This is a genomic window from Ligilactobacillus ubinensis (genome assembly GCF_024160875.1).
GTDB lineage: Bacteria > Bacillota > Bacilli > Lactobacillales > Lactobacillaceae > Ligilactobacillus > Ligilactobacillus ubinensis.
The window spans coordinates 1-21,765 of the sequence record NZ_JAIULA010000028.1; the positions used below are offsets into that span (position 1 = coordinate 1).

General features: G+C 34.2%; 18 protein-coding genes and 1 pseudogene. 8 read left to right on the forward strand and 11 right to left on the reverse strand.

Annotated elements, in window-relative coordinates; all coding sequences use genetic code 11:
• Window positions 1–262: 262 nt before the first annotated feature.
• From LB941_RS10990 to LB941_RS11025, 8 genes are all read right to left on the reverse strand, one after another.
• Window positions 263–1,435, reverse strand: a complete 1,173-nt coding sequence (locus tag LB941_RS10990; protein ID WP_253362018.1) for a cation:proton antiporter — start codon at window positions 1,433–1,435, stop codon at window positions 263–265.
• 157 nt (window positions 1,436–1,592) lie between these two features.
• Entirely contained in the window at window positions 1,593–2,846 is a 1,254-nt protein-coding gene (gene glyA / locus LB941_RS10995) for a serine hydroxymethyltransferase (RefSeq protein WP_253362019.1), read from the reverse strand.
• Between the two features lie 419 nt (window positions 2,847–3,265).
• Window positions 3,266–4,144: a VOC family protein gene (locus LB941_RS11000; protein ID WP_253362020.1), complete on the reverse strand. Its 879-nt coding sequence runs from the start codon at window positions 4,142–4,144 to the stop codon at window positions 3,266–3,268.
• Window positions 4,145–4,297: 153 nt separating this feature from the next.
• Complete coding sequence (locus LB941_RS11005; protein ID WP_253362021.1) at window positions 4,298–4,753, reverse strand: GNAT family N-acetyltransferase; 456 nt, start codon at window positions 4,751–4,753, stop codon at window positions 4,298–4,300.
• A 17-nt stretch (window positions 4,754–4,770) separates the two neighbouring features.
• Window positions 4,771–5,451: a YjjG family noncanonical pyrimidine nucleotidase gene (locus LB941_RS11010; protein ID WP_253362022.1), complete on the reverse strand. Its 681-nt coding sequence runs from the start codon at window positions 5,449–5,451 to the stop codon at window positions 4,771–4,773.
• Window positions 5,452–5,527: 76 nt separating this feature from the next.
• Window positions 5,528–6,478 carry a zinc-binding dehydrogenase gene (locus tag LB941_RS11015; RefSeq protein WP_253362023.1) on the reverse strand — a complete coding sequence of 317 codons (951 nt, stop codon included), beginning with the start codon at window positions 6,476–6,478 and terminating at the stop codon, window positions 5,528–5,530.
• 110 nt (window positions 6,479–6,588) lie between these two features.
• The gene (locus tag LB941_RS11020) at window positions 6,589–7,905 is read right to left on the reverse strand and encodes a C1 family peptidase (protein ID WP_253362024.1); all 1,317 of its coding nucleotides are present in this window, start codon (window positions 7,903–7,905) and stop codon (window positions 6,589–6,591) included.
• Between the two features lie 98 nt (window positions 7,906–8,003).
• On the reverse strand, window positions 8,004–8,963 hold the full coding sequence (locus LB941_RS11025; RefSeq protein ID WP_425270540.1) for a ribose-phosphate diphosphokinase: 960 nt from the start codon (window positions 8,961–8,963) through the stop codon (window positions 8,004–8,006).
• Between the two features lie 377 nt (window positions 8,964–9,340).
• Between LB941_RS11025 and LB941_RS11030 the strand changes: the two genes are divergently transcribed.
• The 5 genes from LB941_RS11030 (at window position 9,341) to LB941_RS11050 (ending at window position 17,305) form a co-directional block, all read left to right on the forward strand.
• Window positions 9,341–10,966, forward strand: coding sequence for a malolactic enzyme (locus LB941_RS11030; protein WP_253362026.1), 1,626 nt, complete (start codon window positions 9,341–9,343; stop codon window positions 10,964–10,966).
• 27 nt (window positions 10,967–10,993) lie between these two features.
• Window positions 10,994–11,965: an AEC family transporter gene (locus LB941_RS11035; protein WP_253362027.1), complete on the forward strand. Its 972-nt coding sequence runs from the start codon at window positions 10,994–10,996 to the stop codon at window positions 11,963–11,965.
• Between the two features lie 378 nt (window positions 11,966–12,343).
• On the forward strand, window positions 12,344–15,061 hold the full coding sequence (locus tag LB941_RS11040; RefSeq protein ID WP_253362028.1) for an HAD-IC family P-type ATPase: 2,718 nt from the start codon (window positions 12,344–12,346) through the stop codon (window positions 15,059–15,061).
• 319 nt (window positions 15,062–15,380) lie between these two features.
• The gene (locus LB941_RS11045) at window positions 15,381–16,880 is read left to right on the forward strand and encodes a Y-family DNA polymerase (RefSeq protein ID WP_253362029.1); all 1,500 of its coding nucleotides are present in this window, start codon (window positions 15,381–15,383) and stop codon (window positions 16,878–16,880) included.
• Between the two features lie 11 nt (window positions 16,881–16,891).
• A complete protein-coding gene (locus LB941_RS11050; protein ID WP_253362030.1) occupies window positions 16,892–17,305 on the forward strand; it encodes a hypothetical protein in 414 nt (137 codons plus the stop codon).
• 48 nt (window positions 17,306–17,353) lie between these two features.
• Here LB941_RS11050 and LB941_RS11055 read toward each other — a convergent pair whose 3' ends face one another.
• Window positions 17,354–17,503, reverse strand: a complete 150-nt coding sequence (locus tag LB941_RS11055) for a hypothetical protein (protein WP_253362031.1) — start codon at window positions 17,501–17,503, stop codon at window positions 17,354–17,356.
• A gap of 152 nt (window positions 17,504–17,655) precedes the next feature.
• Between LB941_RS11055 and LB941_RS11060 the strand changes: the two genes are divergently transcribed.
• From LB941_RS11060 to LB941_RS12610, 3 genes and pseudogenes are all read left to right on the forward strand, one after another.
• A complete protein-coding gene (locus LB941_RS11060) occupies window positions 17,656–17,919 on the forward strand; it encodes an AbrB/MazE/SpoVT family DNA-binding domain-containing protein (protein ID WP_253362032.1) in 264 nt (87 codons plus the stop codon).
• Window positions 17,913–18,257 (forward strand): type II toxin-antitoxin system PemK/MazF family toxin, encoded by a 345-nt coding sequence (locus LB941_RS11065; RefSeq protein WP_253362033.1) that lies wholly within the window; start codon window positions 17,913–17,915, stop codon window positions 18,255–18,257. The genes LB941_RS11060 and LB941_RS11065 overlap by 7 nt, the downstream gene beginning before the upstream one ends.
• A gap of 166 nt (window positions 18,258–18,423) precedes the next feature.
• Window positions 18,424–18,677 (forward strand): annotated as a pseudogene (locus LB941_RS12610) (transposase); the annotation flags it as partial.
• Here LB941_RS12610 and LB941_RS11070 read toward each other — a convergent pair.
• Together LB941_RS11070 and LB941_RS11075 are read right to left on the reverse strand one after the other, a co-directional pair.
• Window positions 18,654–20,315 carry a glycerophosphodiester phosphodiesterase family protein gene (locus LB941_RS11070; protein ID WP_253362034.1) on the reverse strand — a complete coding sequence of 554 codons (1,662 nt, stop codon included), beginning with the start codon at window positions 20,313–20,315 and terminating at the stop codon, window positions 18,654–18,656. The pseudogene LB941_RS12610 and the gene LB941_RS11070 overlap by 24 nt on opposite strands.
• Before the next feature lie 262 nt (window positions 20,316–20,577).
• Window positions 20,578–21,753 (reverse strand): pyridoxal phosphate-dependent aminotransferase, encoded by a 1,176-nt coding sequence (locus LB941_RS11075; protein ID WP_253362035.1) that lies wholly within the window; start codon window positions 21,751–21,753, stop codon window positions 20,578–20,580.
• Between the last annotated feature and the right edge of the window lie 12 nt (window positions 21,754–21,765).

Consider the following 21,765-nt stretch of genomic DNA (forward strand, 5'->3'; position numbering starts at 1 on the left):
CTTCATCTTTTTTAGTATAAAACAAAAAATGGTATTGATAGAATATTTTTTCTATCAGTACCATATATTATAGAACCTAAAAATAAAATCCGGAAAAATGAGACATCATAGAACACTTTACATATCTCAAAAATTCCGGATTTTTTATATCTCTACATATTAATATCCAAAAATGGCTTGGTACAATTCATTTCATAATTCAGACAATCCCCCCACAAGATTATCTGATTTATAACATTAATATCCTCTAGCTAACTGTCTTTTATCTCAGCTCTTCTTTTGGCTTATCTTTTGAAATTAGTCCTCGTAATAAAAATGGAGCAGCAAATGTTGTCATTATAATTGCCCCAATAACAGCTGAATAACGGTCAGTTGATAATAACTTACTTTGGACACCTAATTGTGCAATGATTAATGCCATTTCACCACGCGAAACCATCCCTGAACCAATCAATAATGAACTTTCCCAAGAAAAGTCAACTATTTTTGCTCCCAAACCTGCACCTAAAAGTTTGGATAGTATTCCACCAATTGATAAAATAAAAAACAGCCAAAAATCTGTAATAATCCCTGTTAACGTCATATTAAGACCAATGCTAACAAAAAAGACTGGAATAAAAATAGCATAACCAATTGGTTCAATACTATGATCAATTGCTTTTTTATAATCAGTTTGTCCAATTGCTATTCCTGCAAAAAAAGCACCTATTACTGTACTTAAACCAACTATATCTGCTAAATAAGATAAACCTAAGCAAATCACAAGTGATATTAGCGTTTCAGAAGTTGGTACTAATAACCTCTCACTAAACTTCATTATTGTTGGAATAACCCAACGACCTAAAATAAATAACAATCCAAAATAGCCTACTTGAAGCAACAAGGAAACAATCATACTTTGATTACTGCTTGTATCTTCGATTTGATTACCTGAAAAACTAATTAAACAACTTAACACAATCACTGCTAAAATATCGTCTACAACAGCAGCCCCTAAAATAATTGTTCCTTCCTTACTGTCAAGTTTCTTCATTTCCTGTAAAACAACTACTGAAATTGATACCGATGTTGCCGCAAAGGTAACTCCCAAAAAAAGACTCTCTAACTGTGAAAATTGAAAATATCTACCAATTAGATATGTAATACCAATTGGAAAAAGCATACCCAAAACTGCTACATATATACTAGGCTTGATATAACGCCGTAATAATGATAGATCACTTTCTAGCCCTGCAATAAACATTAAAATCACGACGCCAATTTCAGCAAAAAAATGCACAAAATTAGTTTGCTGAATCCAATTAAGTAATGCAGGCCCTAATAAAACACCAACTAATAGTTCTCCTATAACTGCAGGCAAATTAAAGCGACTACTCAAATGTCCCCCAATTGTCGTTGCTATCAAAATTAAACACAGTGTACCTATAAATTCCATCAATCCTATTCCTTTCCAAATAAAAAACGACCTCAAGCATCCTTAGCAACCCAAACTAAGGAAAATTCTTGAAAGCCGTAACTTCAACCGTTTTTATTAAATTATCTATAAATTAGCATAGCACAAAACAATTACGACAGCTAATCTAATGCTTATACTACCGTTGTGCTCCTGGTGCATAGATAGGATGAATATCTGTTAGTTGTTTGACTTCTAGCGCTATTTTAGCTAATTGCTGTGAATCTTCGGGAGCTTCTAATACTGCTACAATTAACTTAGCGACTTTACGTGCATCTGCTTCATCAAAACCACGACTTGTTATTGCAGCTGTACCAACACGAATCCCACTTGTCTTAAATGGACTGAGTGTTTCAAATGGAATAGAGTTTTTATTAACTGTTATGTTAACAGAATCGAGTAATTTCTCTGCTTGTTTTCCGTTCAAAGCAAAACCAGAAACATCAATCAATAACAAATGATTGTCAGTTCCACCTGAAACTAGTCGTGCTTTATCGTTTTTAGCAAAGACATCTGCCATTGCAGCTGTGTTCTTAATTACTTGTTGACTATATTCTTTGAAGCTTGGATCTAAAGCTTCCTTAAATGCAGCCGCTTTGCCAGCGATAACATGTTCTAATGGTCCACCTTGAATACCGGGGAAAATTGCACTATTAACTTTCTTAGCTAAATCTGCATCATTAGTTAATATCATACCACCACGGGGTCCCCGTAATGTTTTATGGGTTGTCGTTGTCGTAACATCCGCATACTCAACTGGATTTGGATGTAAGCCCGCAGCTACTAGTCCTGCAATATGGGCCATATCTACCATCAACTTTGCGCCTACTTCATCCGCAATCTCTCTGAATTTAGCAAAATCAATAATACGTGAATATGCACTTGCACCTGCCACGATTAACTTAGGTTGATGCTTTTTGGCAAGTTCAAGAATTGCATCAAAATCAAGTCTTTCTGTCTGTTTATCAACACCATAGCCGACAAAGTTATAGGTTTTTCCGCTAAAGTTTACCGGTGAACCATGTGTTAAATGACCGCCTGCCGCCAAATCCATTCCTAACACCGTATCGCCTGGATTTATTAAAGCTAAATAAGCCGCCGCATTAGCTTGTGAGCCTGAGTGTGGCTGAACATTAACAAATTTTGCTCCAAAAAGTTTCTTAGCACGTTCAATCGCCAAATCCTCAACTACATCTATGTATTCACAACCACCATAATAACGTTTTTTAGGATAACCTTCAGCATATTTATTTGTAAGCACACTTCCTTGTGCTGCCAATACTGCTTTAGAGACAATATTTTCAGAAGCAATTAATTCTAGATTGCCTTGCTGCCGTTTTTCTTCATTTGCAATTGCTTGCCATAGTTCAGGATCAAATTCTTTAAAATCCATTATCCATCCCTCCATTCTTGATTGTTATTGTACCACAGACATCATGGATAAAGCTTCAAAAATGCAACTTGGCTACTAACATTTACAACATAAAAACATTAGTCAACGCTTAGCTAGTATTCTTTTATATCAAGTAAAAATCACATTTGCTACTGCTAAAAACTATCCCATAAAAATAACAGCCGCTAAGAATTAGTATACTAATCTTTAGCGACTGCTTTATTTTATAATCTACCTATAACTTTAGAAAATTAGTCTTTTGAATATTAGCTCTTAACAAAGTTTAGGACAAATGCCCCAGGTTCTCTTTATCTCTGATTATTTAGTATCAAGCTATACTAGTTTGTCCTGATAATCTAAATTTTCGATCTGGTTTACAAATTAGTTCCCTCTAGCTAATTTTCCTTTATTTCACACTCTTAAAAATCTTCAATTTGAATTTGAATCTTAATTCCATTAGGGTCCATTATCCACAAATTATTCTCACTATCTTTTTGATATTCATAGGCAATTTCTTTAAGATGATCTTCAATTCTATCCAATTCTTTGTTATTTTCAATAAAGAATGTATAGTACTCTAGCCCTAAATCATTCTCCTCCATTGCTGGAATATTGCGCCCCGTCCAAATGTTTGAACCAATATGATGATGATAACCACCTGTCGCAAAGAACTTAGCCTGATGGCCAAAATCTGTTTTCAATGATAAACCTAATACATCTGTATAGAAATCTTGCGTTTTATTTAAATCAGCAACTTTCAAATGAACGTGTCCAACTTTTGTTTCTGTTGGAAATCCCTGCCAATTGTTGTCTGCCGCTTCAGCTACACCTTGTGCATCCATTTCTACAGTAATTCCGGGAATCTCACCATCAGCTCTGATGTCCCATAGTTCACGTGGTTTATCGCGATAAACTTCAATTCCGTTTCCTTCAGGATCTGTTAAATATATGGCTTCACTGTAGCCATGATCACTTGCACCAATAATTGGAGCTTTTTGCGTTACATACTTAATTAACGCATTCCCTAAATCTTTACGCGTTGGTAATAAAAAGGCTACATGATATAACCCTGTTTTCTTAACTGAAAATCCTGGGTTATCAACTTTTCTTAGGATTAGTAATGGTGTTTTATCATCTTTTGCACCCAGAACACTTTTATCTACTGTTTGGGATAGGACATGTAATCCTATCATATTACTATAAAAATCCGTTTGTGCTTCAAGATTAGCTACTTTAAGTGCAACTGTCCCTGTATGTGTTTTTTCTGATAATTGAAATTGTGGAATAATAGCTACCATTTTCTTATCCTCCTAAAAATTAAGTTATTTTTCTTTTTAAACCATATTGCTTTCCTCTCTTTCTATTATACATACTTACTAAAAGTAAGCAACATTTATTTTAATTTTTTTACTAACTTTTTCTTCATAGGATCTATCAATTATCCTGATCACTTACAATTCCAATCTCATATAAACAACGTCTTCCATTGGATTTGAATAATATGGCTCACATTCATTGAAACCATGCTTTTTGTAAAGATGAATGGCTGCTTGAAATGGGGTTATAGTATCAAGAAACATGGTCTGATATCCAGCATTTTGGGCTTTTGAAATAATGGCACTGACTAGTTTTTCACCAACATGTTGCTGTCGTTTGTTGGGTATAACATAAAATCGTTTCATTTCACAACGTAAACTGTCTAATTTATGATACGCTACCATGCCGATAACATCTCTATCTTCAACCGCTACCAAAATTTCACCATATGGCGGTAAATACTTCATTTCAAGATTATTAATCTCATCTTCGATTTTTTGGAAAGATAAATCTCGTCCTAATCTAGTAACATACTCCTCTATTAATTTACGAACTTCAGTTAAGTATTTATCACCATTCTTAATTTGCATAAAATATCCTGCCTCTTTTATAAAACTATTTTTAAAATATCAGCATAGTTATCTACTGTATAATCAGGAGAATAGCTGAAGTTATTTGCATTATGTTTAGGATTAAACCAAATACTTTTAATTCCAGTATTAGCTGCTCCTAAAATATCTGACTGCAATCGATCCCCAACCATAATTGTATTTTTCGCTGTAATATCGTCACTCGCATTCAAGATAGCATTAAAAAAACGAGTGTCTGGCTTAGAAAAACCAATATCTTCTGAGATAAAGAATCGATTAAAATAATGAATTAAGCCTGAACCTTCTAGGCGTTGCATCTGGGTTTGCTTTACTCCATTACTCCCCACTATTAATTGCACTCCACTTGCTTTAAGCTTATCTAACAGTTGCTCAGCTCCTGCCAAAGTATAGAAATTTCGATTAATCATCATTCGATACTTTTTTTCTAACTCCTGCCCGTTAGCTGTTATTCCTAATCTCGCCAAAGTTTTTGAAAAGCGCGTATCTAATAGTGGTTGCCTATCCGCACCCGCTTCTATGTTTTCCCAAACATTTTGATTTATTTTTAAATACGTCTTAAATCCTAAATCAATGTCCGTTACACCATTTTCTTTTAATATCGCCTTGACACCTTCAACCTCACCTCTATCAAAATCTAATAGCGTGTCATCTAAATCAAAAATAACATTTTTTACCACCTGTGTTACCTCCGCAATTTAATAATTGTGTTTTCTGTTATGAAATTATGCTTCACATTTCTATTTTCTATCTTCTCTACGGTACCAATAAAACTTTACCTATACTTCTGCCTGACTCAAGATACTCATAAGCATCTTTTCCCTCAGCCAAAGAAAAAAGTGTAGGTTCACTAATTTTAATTTGATTCATTTCAAAATATTTAAACAAACGCCTACTCCTTTTTTCCCGTTCAGTAGCACTATCTAAATAATCCCATAAATCACCTGTTAAAATACTCTTTGAGCTTTCTAACAAATCTAAAGGATTAATCAACTCAGGATTTCCTCCTGCCATTCCGTAAAAAACAACTTTTCCCTTATTAACTGTCAGTTCAAGACTCTGTTTTAACGTACTGCCAACGCCATCATAAACCGTATCAAAACTGGCTTTATTGGTCGTTTGCCAAGCAGACTTTCGTAGAAAAACTTTTTTTGCTCCTTGTTTGAGTGCTAGTTGTTGTTTCTCTTTTGTCGATGTGGTTCCATAAACATTGATACCATCTGCTGTTAACATCTGCGCCAAAATCTGTCCGACCCCACCGCTAATTCCATGAATAAAAATATTTGCATCTTTTTGATTATTACCTAAATCATGCGCCAAAAAGTCAGCTGTTAGCCCTTGTAAACCAATAGCTGCAACCATCTTAGGATCAAGTATTGCTGGAACTTTAATTGCATTTTGCTCTGGAACGCAAACATATTGTGCTTCAGCCAAAGGAACATCCACAAATAAAACTTGCTCATCTAATCTAAAGTTTCTAACATTTTCACCAACTTGAACAACGCGACCTAAGCCCTCATAGCCATTGATATATGGCATATGATTTTCAATGTGATATGTTCCTCGTCTTCGATAGATATCTGCAAAATTTAAGCCTATATATTTTGTTTCTACTAATATTTGATTCTTTGTTATTTTAGGTAAAGCCACTTCACCATATTGTAAAACGGAATTATCCCCAAAAGTATTGAAGTATAAAGCTTTCAAATTTTTATCTCCTATCTGCTAACACTTATTCATATCAATGCTATTTCGCATAAGCACTTGCATTATACTAAAAAAGCAGGTACTTTGTCGCTTAACCTGCTTTGTTTTTGCTATGCTAATGAATCCCATGGTTTTAAATCTTGTATTTCAAGGTTGAGTAGCTCTTTTTGTTGGTCTGTTAAGTACTTCTTATTGATAATTACTTCATACATGTATTCATCGAACCATTTATCACTCATAATAAAGTAACCTTCATCACCAACTTTACTACTCCATGAATTTTCAACCTTCCACTTAGTTGTTTTCTCATCTACAATGTCCACTCCTGTAAATGTCATCGCATGAGAAACCTCTCCTTGACGAGTTGCTAAGCGTGTTGCTTTATCCAACTCCAAATCAATCCCGAATAATTCACTTTTTTTAAAGTATTCCGGCGCAAGGATTCCCTTTTCTCTTTGCATATCTTGTAGGACATCACAGCCAAACCAGACTGCTTCTCCATCTTTTAATTGTGCTACTGCAGCATCTTTTAATTCCTGCGTTGTTACATTCAAAAACTCAATATGTTTAGCATCATAAATGTAGTCCTGCGCTTCTAATCCATATCTTTTGCCTACTTCGTGGTCAGGTGCATCTGTTAAACAAACATAGTCCTCAAAATCACGTGCAACATATTTTTCAAAAAAAGCATTCGGTGTCAAATTTTGATCTAAATGATATGCTTTATCCTTGTCACGATATTCAAAATCAAAGCTCACTGGTGGCTGTCCAAAAGCATAGACTAGCATCTTATAAACCTCAGACATTTTCTTGAGTTTAAATACACGCAATTCCAACTCTTGCGTCCCATTTTTAGCGAGTTTACGTATTTGTGCGGCATCTTTTTTCAACTTTAAGTTCAACACTTCATTAAATTCACTTGTTTGATTGCTCGAAAATGTTTCTGGCATCACATATTGAGGAACTAAACCATACTTTTGAATTAAAGCAGCTGCATTAGCCCATTGTCCACCATCGTAGTCGCCCCACTTTAAAAAAGTTAAATATTCGCGTTCATCATCTGGTTTATTGCGTAACTCAATTATCTTTTCATAGAATTTATTAGCCTTTTCCAAACGATCATAAAATGAATTGTAATTTTGTGAAAACTGAAAATCTTCAACATTATATTTCTGTTCAAAATCATGCCGTAAAGTATTTAGTGTTGCAAACAACCAACAGCGACCACTCTTCTTTTGATTTGTCACCTTACCTGTTGATAATTCTTCTGAAAATGTTCTACCTAAATTAGCCAGTACCGCATTATCTTGGCTCGGGCTTACTACACCATGCTGTTGAACTGTACGAGCTATCACATTTGTTCCTTGCATTTTAGAAAAATCAGCCGCAAATTTCTGCAAATCTTTTTTATCTAAGTCATACATCATCTAAAATTACCCCCAAGTTAGTTATTTTGTTGTTATTAGTTATATCGAGATAATAAACCCGCCATGAAAAGGACTCATGACGGATCTAAAGGATTTGATTAAAAATTCTTTTTAAATAAACTATCTACCGATTGATTATTGTAAATAAGTGAAATTGCTTTTGCAAAGACTGGTGCTATCGACAATACTTTCAAATTAGAAAATTGTTTTTCTTCTGGAATAGTAATTGTATCTGTCACCACAACCTCTTTGTATGGAGATTCTTTCAATTCTTCTACCGCATTACCTGAGAAAATTGGATGTGTAGCACAAGCATAGACATCAGTTGCTCCAGCTGCCTTTAATGCTTCAGCTGCATCAGCCATTTTACCACCAGTATCTATCATATCGTCAAACACAATGCACTTATGGCCTTTAACATCCCCAATAACCATTGCATCTTCAGGTCTTTCTAAACGATTTGCATCTCGTTTATCCACAATTGCAATTGGCGCTTTTAAAAATTGTGCCAAATTACGTGCCATTTTCACGCCATTATGATCTGGCGCAACCACAACCACATCATCATCAATTTGATTGTCAATGAAGTATTGTGCTTGTGTGAAAATAGCTTTCAAATGGTCTACTGGAATATTGAAAAATCCTTGTAACTGTCCTGCATGCAAGTCCATCGATACTACTCGATCTGCTCCAGCAAGTTGTAAAAAATTGGCAATTAACTTGGCAGTAATTGGTTCGCGTGAACGTGCTTTACGATCTGAACGCGCATACCCATAATAAGGTATTACCGCATTAACCGAACCTGCACTAGATCGACGTAATGCATCCATCATTACCATTAGTTCCATAAAGTTTTCATTAACAGGATCCGAAATTGATTGAATGATGAAAACATCATCCCCCCGCACACTTTCATCAATGTTGATTTGAATCTCACCATCACTAAAGTGCTTAACTGAAGCATCACACAGTTTTACGCCCATTTCGTCAGCTATCTTTTGCGCTAACTCTGGGTTTGAGTTAAGCGCAAAAAGCTTGATTCCAGCATTTCCTTGCATTTTTTGTTTCATCCTCCATGCATTGTTTGACTTTTCGCTCTTTTCATTATAATAAATTACTTGGCAAAATACTATTGTTTTTACCCATTTAACTTAATATTATTCGATTTTCACAATATTTTTTATTAAACACACAAAAATATTTTTCTATTTAAAAATATTAATGTTAAATTTAATAAAATTATATACACTATAACATTTGTTATTATTGAGTTTTTTTAAAACATATAATTATTATTTATATCACACTTAATTTTTGACTATACATAAGTAAGGTTTCTATAATTAGAATCGGTGCAACAACCGTAGCTACTCTTTGCATGAGAATATATATACGTATTAGTAATTAATTTTAAAAATTGTAGGAGGAAATTTTTATGACTAAAGCAACTGATATTTTAAATAACCCTTTTTTAAACAAAGGAACTGCTTTTACAACAAAAGAACGTAAAGAACTAGGTTTGACAGGTACATTACCTTCTAAAGTTCAAACAATTAAAGAACAAGCTGTACAAACTTATGGTCAATATCAAAGCAAGACATCAGGTATTGAAAAACGTATTTTCTTAATGAACTTATTTAACACTAACCGGACATTATTCTATTACTTAATGAATGAACATATTGTTGAATTTATGCCTGTTGTTTATGATCCAGTTGTTGCTGAATCAATTGAAAATTACAATGAATTATTCTTGAAACCACAAGATGCTGCTTTCATTTCAATCGATGATGTTGATAGTATCGAAGACTCTTTGAAAAATGCTGCTGACGGCCGTGACATTCGCTTATTAGTTATTACAGATGCTGAAGGTATCTTGGGTATCGGTGACTGGGGTGTCAATGGTGTTGATATTTCCATCGGTAAATTAATGGTTTATACTGCCGCTGCTGGTATTGATCCTTCACAAGTATTACCTGTTTCTATTGATGCTGGGACAAATAACAAAGCTTTGTTAAATGATCCACTTTACCTAGGTAACAAACATGAACGTGTTTATGGCGAAAAATACCATGCAATGATTGACAAATTTGTTGCCGCTGCTACAAAACTTTTCCCTGAGAGTTTACTCCATTTTGAAGACTTCGGCCGTTCAAATGCCGATGTTATTTTGAAAAAATATGAAGATAAGATTCTTACTTTCAACGATGACATCCAAGGTACAGGTATCATCTCTTTAGCTGGTGTTTTAGGTGCTATGAATATCTCTAAAGAAAAAATAACAGATCAAAAATTCTTAACTTTCGGTGCCGGTACTGCCGGTTGTGGAATTGCTAAGATGATGTTTGATGAATTAGTTCGTCAAGGTTTAAGCAAAGAAGAAGCTAAAAAACGCTTCTATTTAGTTGATCGACAAGGATTATTATTTGATGATACTGAAGATTTAACTGATGGACAAAAACAATTCGTTCGTTCACGCTCAGAATTCGCAAACGCTGATGAATTAACCAACTTAGAAGCTGTTATCAAAGCCGTTCATCCAACTGTTATGATTGGTACCTCAACACAACCTGGTGCCTTCACAGAAACAGCTATTAAAGAAATGGCCGCTCATACGAAACGTCCTGTTATTTTTGCTTTATCTAATCCTACAAAATTATTGGAAGCAAGCGCTGAAAACTTAATCAAGTGGACAGAAGGCCGTGCTTTAGTTGCTACAGGTGTTCCTTCAGAAGATGTTGAATATAATGGCGTTACTTATACAATCGGTCAAGCTAATAACGCATTAGTTTATCCTGGTGTTGGCTTTGGTGCAATTGCAGCCACATCAAAAGTCATCAACGAAGAAATGCTTTCACAAGCTAGCCATGCTCTTGGTGGTATTGTTGACCCTGATCAACCAGGCGCTGCTGTATTACCTCCAGTTGCACAATTAACAGAGTTCTCACAAAAAGTTGCTGAAGTTGTTGCACAATCTGCAATCGACCAAGGCTTAACTAAAGAAAACATCACAGATGCTAAAAAGGCAGTTGCCGATGCTAAATGGGAACCTAAATATTAAAATCTAACAAAAAGGGAGTTATTATAAATGGCAGTCTTTTTAACATCTATTTCTAGCGTTGCCGTTATTGTCTTAATTATGGCATTGGGCTATATTCTTCGAGGTTCTGGCTGGTTTGCCGATACCTTTGCTAGTAATATCTCTAACTTAATTACAAAAATTGCTTTACCCGCTTCAATCTTTGTATCTGTAATGAATTATCTAAACCGCGATAAGCTTCTTAGTTTATCCCAAGGTATCTTGTTTCCTGCTATGGGAGTGGTGATTGGTTATCTTATCGCTTGGCTTGTTGTTAAGGTTTTAAAAATCAGACCTGGTCGTCGTGGTATTTTTATGAATGCTGTTGTTAATGCAAATACTATTTTTATTGGTATGCCATTAAATACTGCACTTTTTGGCGATAAAGCCATGTCTTATTTCTTAATTTATTATATTATCAATACCGTTTCTACTTGGGCATTTGGGATTTTCTTAATTTCAAATGATGATCCTACTATAGATAAGAGCAAAAAGACTGATAAGAAAAAAATTAACTGGAAAAAAGTTCTACCCATGCCTCTAGTTGGTTTCATTGTTGCAATTATTTGGATGCTATTAGGAATTCCTGTTCCAACATTCTTGGGCAATACGCTTTCTTATGTCGGTTCATTAGTTACACCATTATCGTTAATCTATATAGGTATTGTTTTACATGATGCTGGTCTAAACAACTTTAAGTTTGAACGTGATTCTGTTTTAGCATTGCTCGGCCGTTTTGTTTTATCACCAGTAGTTTTGATTTTGCTAATCAAGTTTGGTATGAGCGCTGGTTACGATATGCCAACATTAATGCGTCAAACTCTTGTTGTTCAATCAGCAACCCCAATGCTAGCTGTTCTACCAATTTTAGCTGGTGAAGCCCACGGCGATGTAAAATTTGCAACAAATGTTGTTGTCATGAGTACAATTCTTTTCATCGTAGTGGTACCTATTTTAATGGCTATTCTACAATTTATTTAGTTAAATTATAAATTTTCTTAAGAGAGTCTGGATTTAATTCCTGGCTCTCTTTTTGTTTCCGTATATTGCGTGCTAAAATATTATTTTTCTCCGATCTAATTCTTTTAGTAACTAGTGTTAATCTAGCCTAAATTTCAACTAATAAGCAAAGTTATCTATCCAAATTAATCTATATTAATTGCTTGTTTTATTTATTTTTAGGTGTATAAAACTTTTTTGTTCAACATAGCCTTTTTATATTGTATAATAATTATATAAAAAGGAAGGTGATTTTTTAAGCTAAAATACATCTAGTTATCCCAATCCCTCTTATTGAGGAAACGTTGTTTTTACGTAATGTCTAATTTAAGTTTATACAGCAGTCAAAGGAGAAATTATATGAGCAATTCACACGAAGAAAAAGAATCTGAAATTAGTAACGATGATGATCATAGTCAGGCGATTTGGCAACTAAATGAGCAACAAATTTCACAAGAATTTCAAACTGATTTAGTTATCGGATTAAAAAAAGAAAGTATTCAGAAACATTTAACTACATTCGGTTTAAATGAACTTCTACCTGTCAAAGAAAGTTGGCTAAAAAAGCTATTAAAGCAGTTTAATAATGTCATCAGTTATGTCTTAATTATAACCGCTACTATATCATTACTATTACATCATTATCCTGACGCAGCAGTTATTGGTATTGTTATTATTGCCAATGCATTAATTGGTTATTTTCAGGAAGTTTCAGCAGCAGAAGCTTTATCAAAGTTACAAGCTTTACTGGTGAAAAAAACATATGTCATCCGAAATAATCATAAACTTGTAATACAATCCAAAAACTTAGTTCCTGGTGATCTCGTAATTCTAGAAGCAGGAAATCAAGTTCCTGCGGATTTACGTCTGATTTCTGCCGACAATCTGATGATTCAAGAGTCCATCTTAACTGGTGAAACTGATAATGCACTAAAAACAGAAGAACCGTTAAATATCAAAAAAATTCCGCTTGCAGAACAAACTAATTTAGCTTTTGCCGGCACTTCTGTTACCCATGGATCCGGTGTAGGTGTAGTCATTGCTACCGGACAAAAAACACAACTTGGTCAAATTCAAAAAGAAGTTGCTACTGCAAAGCCTAAATTAACTCCTTTGATGAAGAATTTAAATCGTTTAGGCTGGCAACTATCTCTTGCTATTGTTTTAGTGGCTATTATCATTTTTACGATTGGCGCTTGGATGAACAGTTACAGTCTAACGGTTTTATTAATTGCAGTAGTTACTATGGTTGTGGGGTCCATGCCTGAGGGAATGCCCGCTAGCGTTTCTGTGGTTTTAGCAATGGGCACTAGACAATTAGCCCAAAAAGGGGCCATTGTCAAAAGTCTACCTGCTGTTGAAACACTTGGAGCAGTAGATATTGTTAATTCAGATAAAACCGGAACGTTGACAAAAAACGAAATGCTCGTGACGGATATTATTACCCAAGATGGTCATTTTCAAACTGAAGATACTAGCTATGGTCAAAAAGCAAAACTACTGGATTCACAACATAATTATGTTAATTTTCAAGAATTCTCATCTATTACTAAACTTCTAGAAATTGCCGGTCAGACGACAGATGCTGTTTTCAATCTTAAAAATAACAAATGGCAATTAGTCGGCGAACCTACTGATGGGGCTTTATCAGCGTTATATCAAAGTTTAACTGCGCATACTCCACAAGTACATGAAGTTGATTCTTTACCTTTTGATTCCTCAATTCGCTATTCAGCTAGATTAGCTGATGTTAATACACATAGGGTATTATTCGTTAAGGGTGCTCCACAAACCATTTTCAAATTAATAAGAAATTATCAACCTACTTTCGAAACAAAATTTTGGCAACAAAAAATGAAAATGCTAACCAGTCAAGGTAAACGTGTTGTTGCTCTAGCTTATCAAAACGTTAAGCCTACAACCGAACAAATTGAACATGTTTCATTAGGCCAACAATTAATATTAGTTGGTTTAATAGGGATTATTGATCCAGCACGTCCCGAGGTCGCTAACTCTATTCAAAAATTATTATCTGCTGGTGTTGATGTTAAAATGATTACGGGTGATGATCCAGATACTGCAGCAAAAATTGCCCAAGCAATAGGTTTAAAAGCACCTAGTAACATCATCACTGGACCTCAAATGGATGAGTTAACTGATCAGCAACTAGCTGAAAAAGTTGACACATTTACCATTTTTGCTCGAACTACGCCTAAAGATAAGTTAAGAATTGTTAAGGCACAGCAAGCCAATCGCCATGTGGTAGCAATGACTGGTGATGGTGTCAATGATGCCCCTGCCCTAAAACAAGCCGATATTGGTGTTGCCATGGGTATTAAAGGGACTGATGTAGCTAAAAGTGCTGCTGATATGGTTTTAGCAAATGATGATTTTTCAACAATCGAAATTGCCGTTCGTGAAGGTCGTCATGTATTTGATAATATCAGAAAGTCAATCCGTTTTCTGTTACCAACTAGTTTTGCAGAAGGTTTAATTGTAGTTTTGAGTATTCTGTTAGATCAGCAACTACCACTCTACCCCACCCAGTTATTATGGATTAACATGGTTTCTGCTTTAACAATCCAATTTGCATTTATTTTCGAACCCATTGAAGAAGGTATAATGCAACGTGGACCAAGAAAAACTGAACACGGCATTTTAACAAAAAAGGATTTTATTGAAATTGCGTATGTCTCCTTGTTGATTGCTAGTCTAGGTATTGGTGCTTATAATTGGGTTGTCGGTGCTGGCTTAGCTCCCCTAATAGGAAGCACTATGACACTAAATATTATTATTTTTGGCAAGATTTTCTATTTGTTTAACATTAGAACAAATCATTTCATCTTTTCAAAGTATTTCTTTCAAAATAAAGTGGCTTTCTGGATAATTGGTGCCTTGTTATTACTACAAGTATTTATAATCTATACTCCGTTCATGCAAGAGATTTTCCATACTACTTCCATTAATCTATTTTGGGGCTGGATTATCCCATTAATTTCAGGTGCAATTGTCTTATTAATAACTGAAACTATAAAATTATTCAAACAACGTTTAAAACAATATAGTATCGCCCAATAAAGATGTGGAAAAAGGCAGTTGTTATCATTGTAAGCTGGATAATTCGGAGTTGAGATTACAACGTTAATCGTAGAACACACACTCTAAGGCATAGATAAAAAGAGTCCGCTACTTTTAACTCGGACTCATCAATCACTATTCTTTTCATTACTCACACTAATGTCTTACATAGATAATGTAATTAATATCTATGTAAGACACTAATGTGAGTATTTTTAGTTAAACATACGATTAATTATGGCACAATTTTGTTGCTAATCTTCTTTTTTCGATTATAATAATATATAGAACATATATTCGCTTTTAAGGAGGGGTTGCTTTGAATTCTAATAAAATCTACCTAGCAATAGACTTAAAATCTTTTTACGCTTCTACAGAATGCATTGCACTTGGACTTGATCCACTCAATACTAATCTGGTTGTAGCAGATGAGTCCCGAACTAACAAAACAATTTGTTTAGCCGTCTCTCCTGCTTTAAAAAGTTTTGGCGTTCCTAGTCGACCACGACTATTTGAAGTTGAACAAAAAATAAAATCTCTCAATTTAGCAAAGCAAAAGCAATTACATACACGCCTGCCCCGCTCTTCTATTTATAAAAATGAATTATTCAAAAATAAATTTTTAAAAGTCGATTATCTCGTTGTTCCTCCACGTATGCATTTTTATCTTGAGATGAGCACTAAGATATATCAAATTTATTTACGTTTCGTTTCGCAAGATGATATTCATGTCTATTCAATTGATGAAGTTTTTATTGATTTAACTAGTTACTTAAAAACTTATGGCGTTAATGCCCATACTCTCACCAAAAAAATTCTAACAACTATTATGCAAGAAACCGGAATTACTGCTACAGCAGGAATTGGTGAGAATCTGTATTTAGCTAAGGTCGCTATGGATATTGTTGCCAAAAAAATTAAGGCTGATAAAGATGGTGTTAGAATTGCGCATTTAACCGTTGCATCTTACCGTAAATATCTTTGGGCTCACGAACCAATTACTGATTTTTGGCGCGTTGGACGTGGATATGCCAAACGTTTAGCTAAATTAGGTCTAAATACAATGGGTGACATTGCCGCTTGTTCATTAGGTACTCTTTCAGATAAATACAATGAAGAACTACTGTATAAAAACTTCGGTGTTAATGCTGAACTACTGATAGATCACGCTTGGGGGAAGGAAACCACCACTCTTACTGATATAAAAAACTATCGACCTAAACATAATTCTCTTGGTTCCGGTCAAGTTTTAATGCATCCTTATACTTTCATGGAAGCTAAACTCATTGTTAGAGAAATGTCAGAAGCCCTTGTCTTAGAACTATTAAGAAAAAAGCTGGTCACTAATCAAATTATGCTAACTATCAGCTATGATATTAAGAGTCTAACTTTCTGTAGCTATACTGGCCCTACAACAATTGATTTTTATGGCCGTGAAGTCCCTAAACATGGTCATGGTACAACTAATTTTAAGAAAATGACTGCATCTGATGACTTAATTACTCCCTCCGTTTTAAAATTATATGCGCAAATTACCAATCCACGCTTACTAATCCGAAAAATAACCATTACTGCTAGTAATATTATGTCCAAAAAAGCTGCAGCTACTTTACAGTATAGTGAACAACTAGACTTATTCTCTAAACCTAATGATAGTCCGCAGCTTAACCAAGATGTTGACCGCGAAGAACGAAAACAACAGGTCATTCTTGCTTTGAAAGAACGTTATGGTCAACGAGCTATCTTCAAAGCCTCTGATTTAAAAAAAGAAGCAACTGCTTTACAAAGAGGTAATCAAATTGGTGGACACAAAGCATAGGAGTGTTTACTATGGAAAAAATTTTCAGCGACACAACTAGGTACCAGAAAATCATGAGTTTTGAGTATAACGGGCCTAAACGCCACCTGCATATGCCTTCATCTGAAAGAGCTGTTCAATTTGCACCCTTTGCTGCTCTTTCTGGTTATTCAGATATGCTTAACTCAAGTACTCGTGAAGTGACACGCCCAATTTCTTTAGCCGATGAAGCACTTATAGATCTAAATCAGCAGCTCCAAGACCTTAAAACCATAATTGCCACACATCCACTAATAGAAATTAAATACTACGACCAATATTTGCAAAATTACCTCAGCAAAAAAGATCATGTAATAGCCCTTGATGAACTTTCACAACGCTTAAAGCTTGAAAAAAATGGTTGGATTAACTTTTCAAACATCTTACAATTACTTAGAAAAACTTAGCTTTCTAATGCACTTTTCTTCAATCTCACGTTTGAATAAGCGTTGCATTTAATTTGAAAATTCAAGATGAATAAACATACTTTGTTTAATAAAACCGCCTGCGCTAAAAGTATCTGCTTGTTTTAGGCACATGACATCACTAAACTTTAGCAACGTAGTTTTATCAACTATAGTTACACCAACTAGCTCTGAAATCATCGAATAAAGTATCTTGAACTACTTTGAAAACATTCGAATCCGTGATTAGCAAGGCACTTTGTTGCATGTAAATGATCTCCAATAAGAATAGTTGTATTTTGTATCTACAAAGGATATACTTAAATCGAAATAATAATTTAGGAGGGGAAAATATGGAAATTATTAAAGGACAAACACGCTTAGCAAAGTGGGGGAACTCTAAAGCTGCTAGAATTCCTAGCCAGATTATTAAGCAATTGAAATTAGATGATAACCAAGCTATGACAATAACAATTGAAAATGGCTCAATTGTTTTAACACCCATAAAAAAGAATCCAACCGATATTCATGAACTGTTTAAGGACTGGCAAGATGACGGGAAACGTGATCACGAGCTTGATTGGGGAAAGTCAGAAGGTGATGAACTTCAATGGTAAGTCAGGGTGATATATTCTATGTTAACTTTAATCCAAGCCGTGGTCATGAACAAATGAATCGGCGACCTGCCATTGCTCTAAGCAATGATCTAGTCTGTCAGACAAGTAACATGACGATTGTGGCTCCAATTAGCAGTACTGAGCGTAATTTTCCGATGTATCATCGACTAACTAGTAGTCAGACCATTTATGGGAAAGTATTGTTAGATCAAACAATAGCCTTAGATTTGCGGGCAAGGCATGTCACGGACGAAGAAACTGTTGATCATGTATCACGTAAAGAATTAGAAGAAATAATCTCTCTGTACAAATTATTGTTCAGTATTGATGATGAATAGAAGAAGTTATTCATTATAGTTAGTATATCAAAACAATCGTCTAATTATAGATACTGAGGGTTATTCCAACAATGTTCAGCTATTGCTCTAAGTAATGTTTAATCTGTTAATATCCGATACAAAGATTTATATATTAAGTTTCTCGAAATCTATTTAAAGCAACCTTTTTTATTTTCCTGATCCAGATGCACCATGGTCACGTGGGTCACATGAAAATGTCAATGGACTCTTACGTGAATACTCACCTAAAAAACAAAGCTTAGATAATAGGGCAAACGATGAAGTTCAGGAAATAGTCAACAAATTAAATTTTCGTCCCAAAAATGTTTGGATTGCCAAACACCATATGAGGTCTTTTTTGATATAGCGTTGCATTTAATTTTAAAATTCAAGACATTAGAAATTAGAACGTTTGAATAATAACCCATTCCAAACAACTTTAGCATATTGCGGCTGCTTAGCTACTTTTTTTAAGTATTCTCGCGTAGTTGCTGGAGTATCTGTAATAAAGCCATCCACACCATAAGCATACATTGTTGTAATATCGGAATCAGTATTAACTGTCCAAGCATATATCTTTTTTCCAAATTTATGTGCCTTTTTTGTTGTTTGCGGAGATAAACTTGAAAACTCAATTGAGTAAAACTGATTTTTCTTAGAATTGTTGATTAAATTATTAACTGGTGACAGTAAACCCAAAGTAATATTAGTGTACTTATTTAATCTTGTTAAAGAGTTCTGATTTAAGGATTGGATTTGGGTATGATTTTTCTGCATGTCCTTTCCATATTTATCAATAAGTTTTTGTAATTCATTATTATTGATAGTCGAATTTATTTTAAGTTCTACTAATATTTTTTGATTTAATTGGTTTGCTTTTTTTAAATAAGTTCGAAAATTAGTTAGGTAAACTTTATGACCGGAGGAAATAAATTTAACTTCTCGCAGTCTTTTCCAACTAGTATCACTAATTTTAAACTTTTTACCTGTTACAGATTCAATCGTTGAGTCATGACTTAGTACATACTGACCATCCTTAGTTTTTTGAATATCAATTTCGACATAATCAGGCTTAGTCAGATGAGTTTTTGCCAAGCTTTTAATTGAATTAGGGACATCTTTTTTAGAAGAAATACCCATATGTGCAATTACTAGGTAATCTGACGCTGGCTTAGCTAATAAACGCCCCGCTAATGCTACTGATGAAAAGCCCACTATTATCAATAATATGACAGAAAAAACATACTCAGAAACTGATTTATTTTTCTTTTCTATTTTCTTAGGGCTCGATGTAAAAAGTAAGATTACTTCTGCTGTTAAAAAATATATCACACCAGCTAGTAAACTCATTAACACATTAGCCGTCAGAATACTAACTCTAAATATTCTTAACTCATCAAATATATATTGTAATGCAGCTACAAAAGTAACTGCTATAATTAGTTGCAACACAAATAATATCACTATTTTTACATTTCTAACGGTAGTATGGTGACTGGCATCCCAGCTTTTACGAATTGCTTTTTTAAGATTATCATTTTCAATAAGTAAATAGTAAAAAACATATTTTAATTTTAGAACAAATAACATCACAATAACATAACTGCTCCAAAAAATAATATTTTTTAGAGGCCCACTAACCATAGCAATAAATGTTGTTGGTACTGTAATGTAGTTTACAATAGGTATTTTCAATCCTATTTGATTTAACGGTAACAAGAACAAAAGTAACAACACTGTCACTAAATACACTCTTTGATTGCTAAGACCATGCCGAATATTGCTTGCAGTTAATTTATCATTAGTTAATAAGACTATAAAAACAAGCATCACCACTAAAATAAGGAAAATAGAGAAATATCCCAATATTGAAATTACATATTGCCAGATATTTTTTTCGAGATAAGTTAGCAACGATGAAATCCTCGCCGTATTGATATTATATGCTGCTGGCAAAAAATTATTAAGGTACCCTACCCATACTGATGAAAGGTAATTATAAACAAAAACGATAACCATCAGATACGTCATACATTTGACTTTATGATTATTCATCATTAAATCTCCCCCTTTTAATTGATATATTAATTCATATATTACTACTACCCCCTACATTAAAATACGTTAAGCCTTTATCTACCCATATTCTAATGTTTCTATCTAAGTATAGCAGAAGCACTATCTACAAATAAAATAAAACGATTTCAAAAAATAATTAAAATACCCATACTAATATCTCATACTAGTTTTCCCAGGTTCAGAAAAACTGTATTTAACTAGCATGGATATTAATATGAGTATCTTTATTTATGAAAATCATTTAAAACAAATCCAGTGTTTTAATTCTCTCCACTGCTTCAACTAATCTTTCTGGTTCAACTAATAATCCAATTCGAACATAGCCTTCGCCACCTTCACCAAAACCACGCCCAGGAGCAACAGCTACACTCACTTTATCTAACAATAAATCTGCAAACTGTTCACTTGTATAACCCTTAGGCACTGGCATCCAAGCATAAAATGTCCCGCCTGGAACAAAAGCCTTCCAGCCAATCTTAGCTGCTGCATTTACAAAAGCATCACGCCGTTGTTCATACCGAGCAACTAATTTTGCCACCTCGCTATCACACTGTTCATCTGCTAATGCTGTAATTCCAGCTTTTTGAATTGCTGGAAACACACTAACAAATAGATGATCTTGAATTAAATTGAGTGCTTCAATAATATCAGCGTTACCTACTGCAAATGCCACGCGCCAACCAGCCATATTAAAAGTCTTTGAAAAGGTATATAACTCAATTCCAACATCTTTTGCACCATCAGCTTGCATAAAGCTAGGATTGTCTTTACCATCAAATCCAATCGCGCCATATGCAAAATCACTGACTATTCCGATTTGATATTTCTTGGCAAAAGCAACTGTTTCTTGATAAAACTCTTTGGTAGCAACTGCCCCAGTAGGATTATTCGGATAATTAAGATACAAAAACTTTGCTTTTTTAGCTATTTCTGGTGCAATCTTACTATAATCAGGTAAAAATTTATTTTCAATTTTCAATGGGATTTTTTCATAGTTTACACTGCCTAATGCCACTCCTGAAAGATAATCTGGATAGCCTGGATCTGGTAAAAGCATTGTTTCGCCTGGATTCATTAGTGCCCAAGGTAACTCAACTAGTCCTATCTTAGAGCCACCTAGAACACATATTTCTTTTTCAGGATCTAATTTAACTCCATATTTTTTTTCATAAAATGCAGCAGCAGCTTTTTTAAAATCAGGTTGTCCTCTAAATTGCGCATACTTATGTGTTGCTGGATCTTCAGCAGCTTTTTGCATTGCTTCTACAATATACGAAAAAGTGGGTTGATCCGGATTACCTTGTCCTAAATTAATGACATCATTACCCTGAGCAACTTTTTCATTAACCTTTAAAACTAAGTTTGCAAAAAATTGCTTAGGCAATCCTTGCATTAATTTTGCTTGTTCAAATTCCATTGAAGAGTCTCT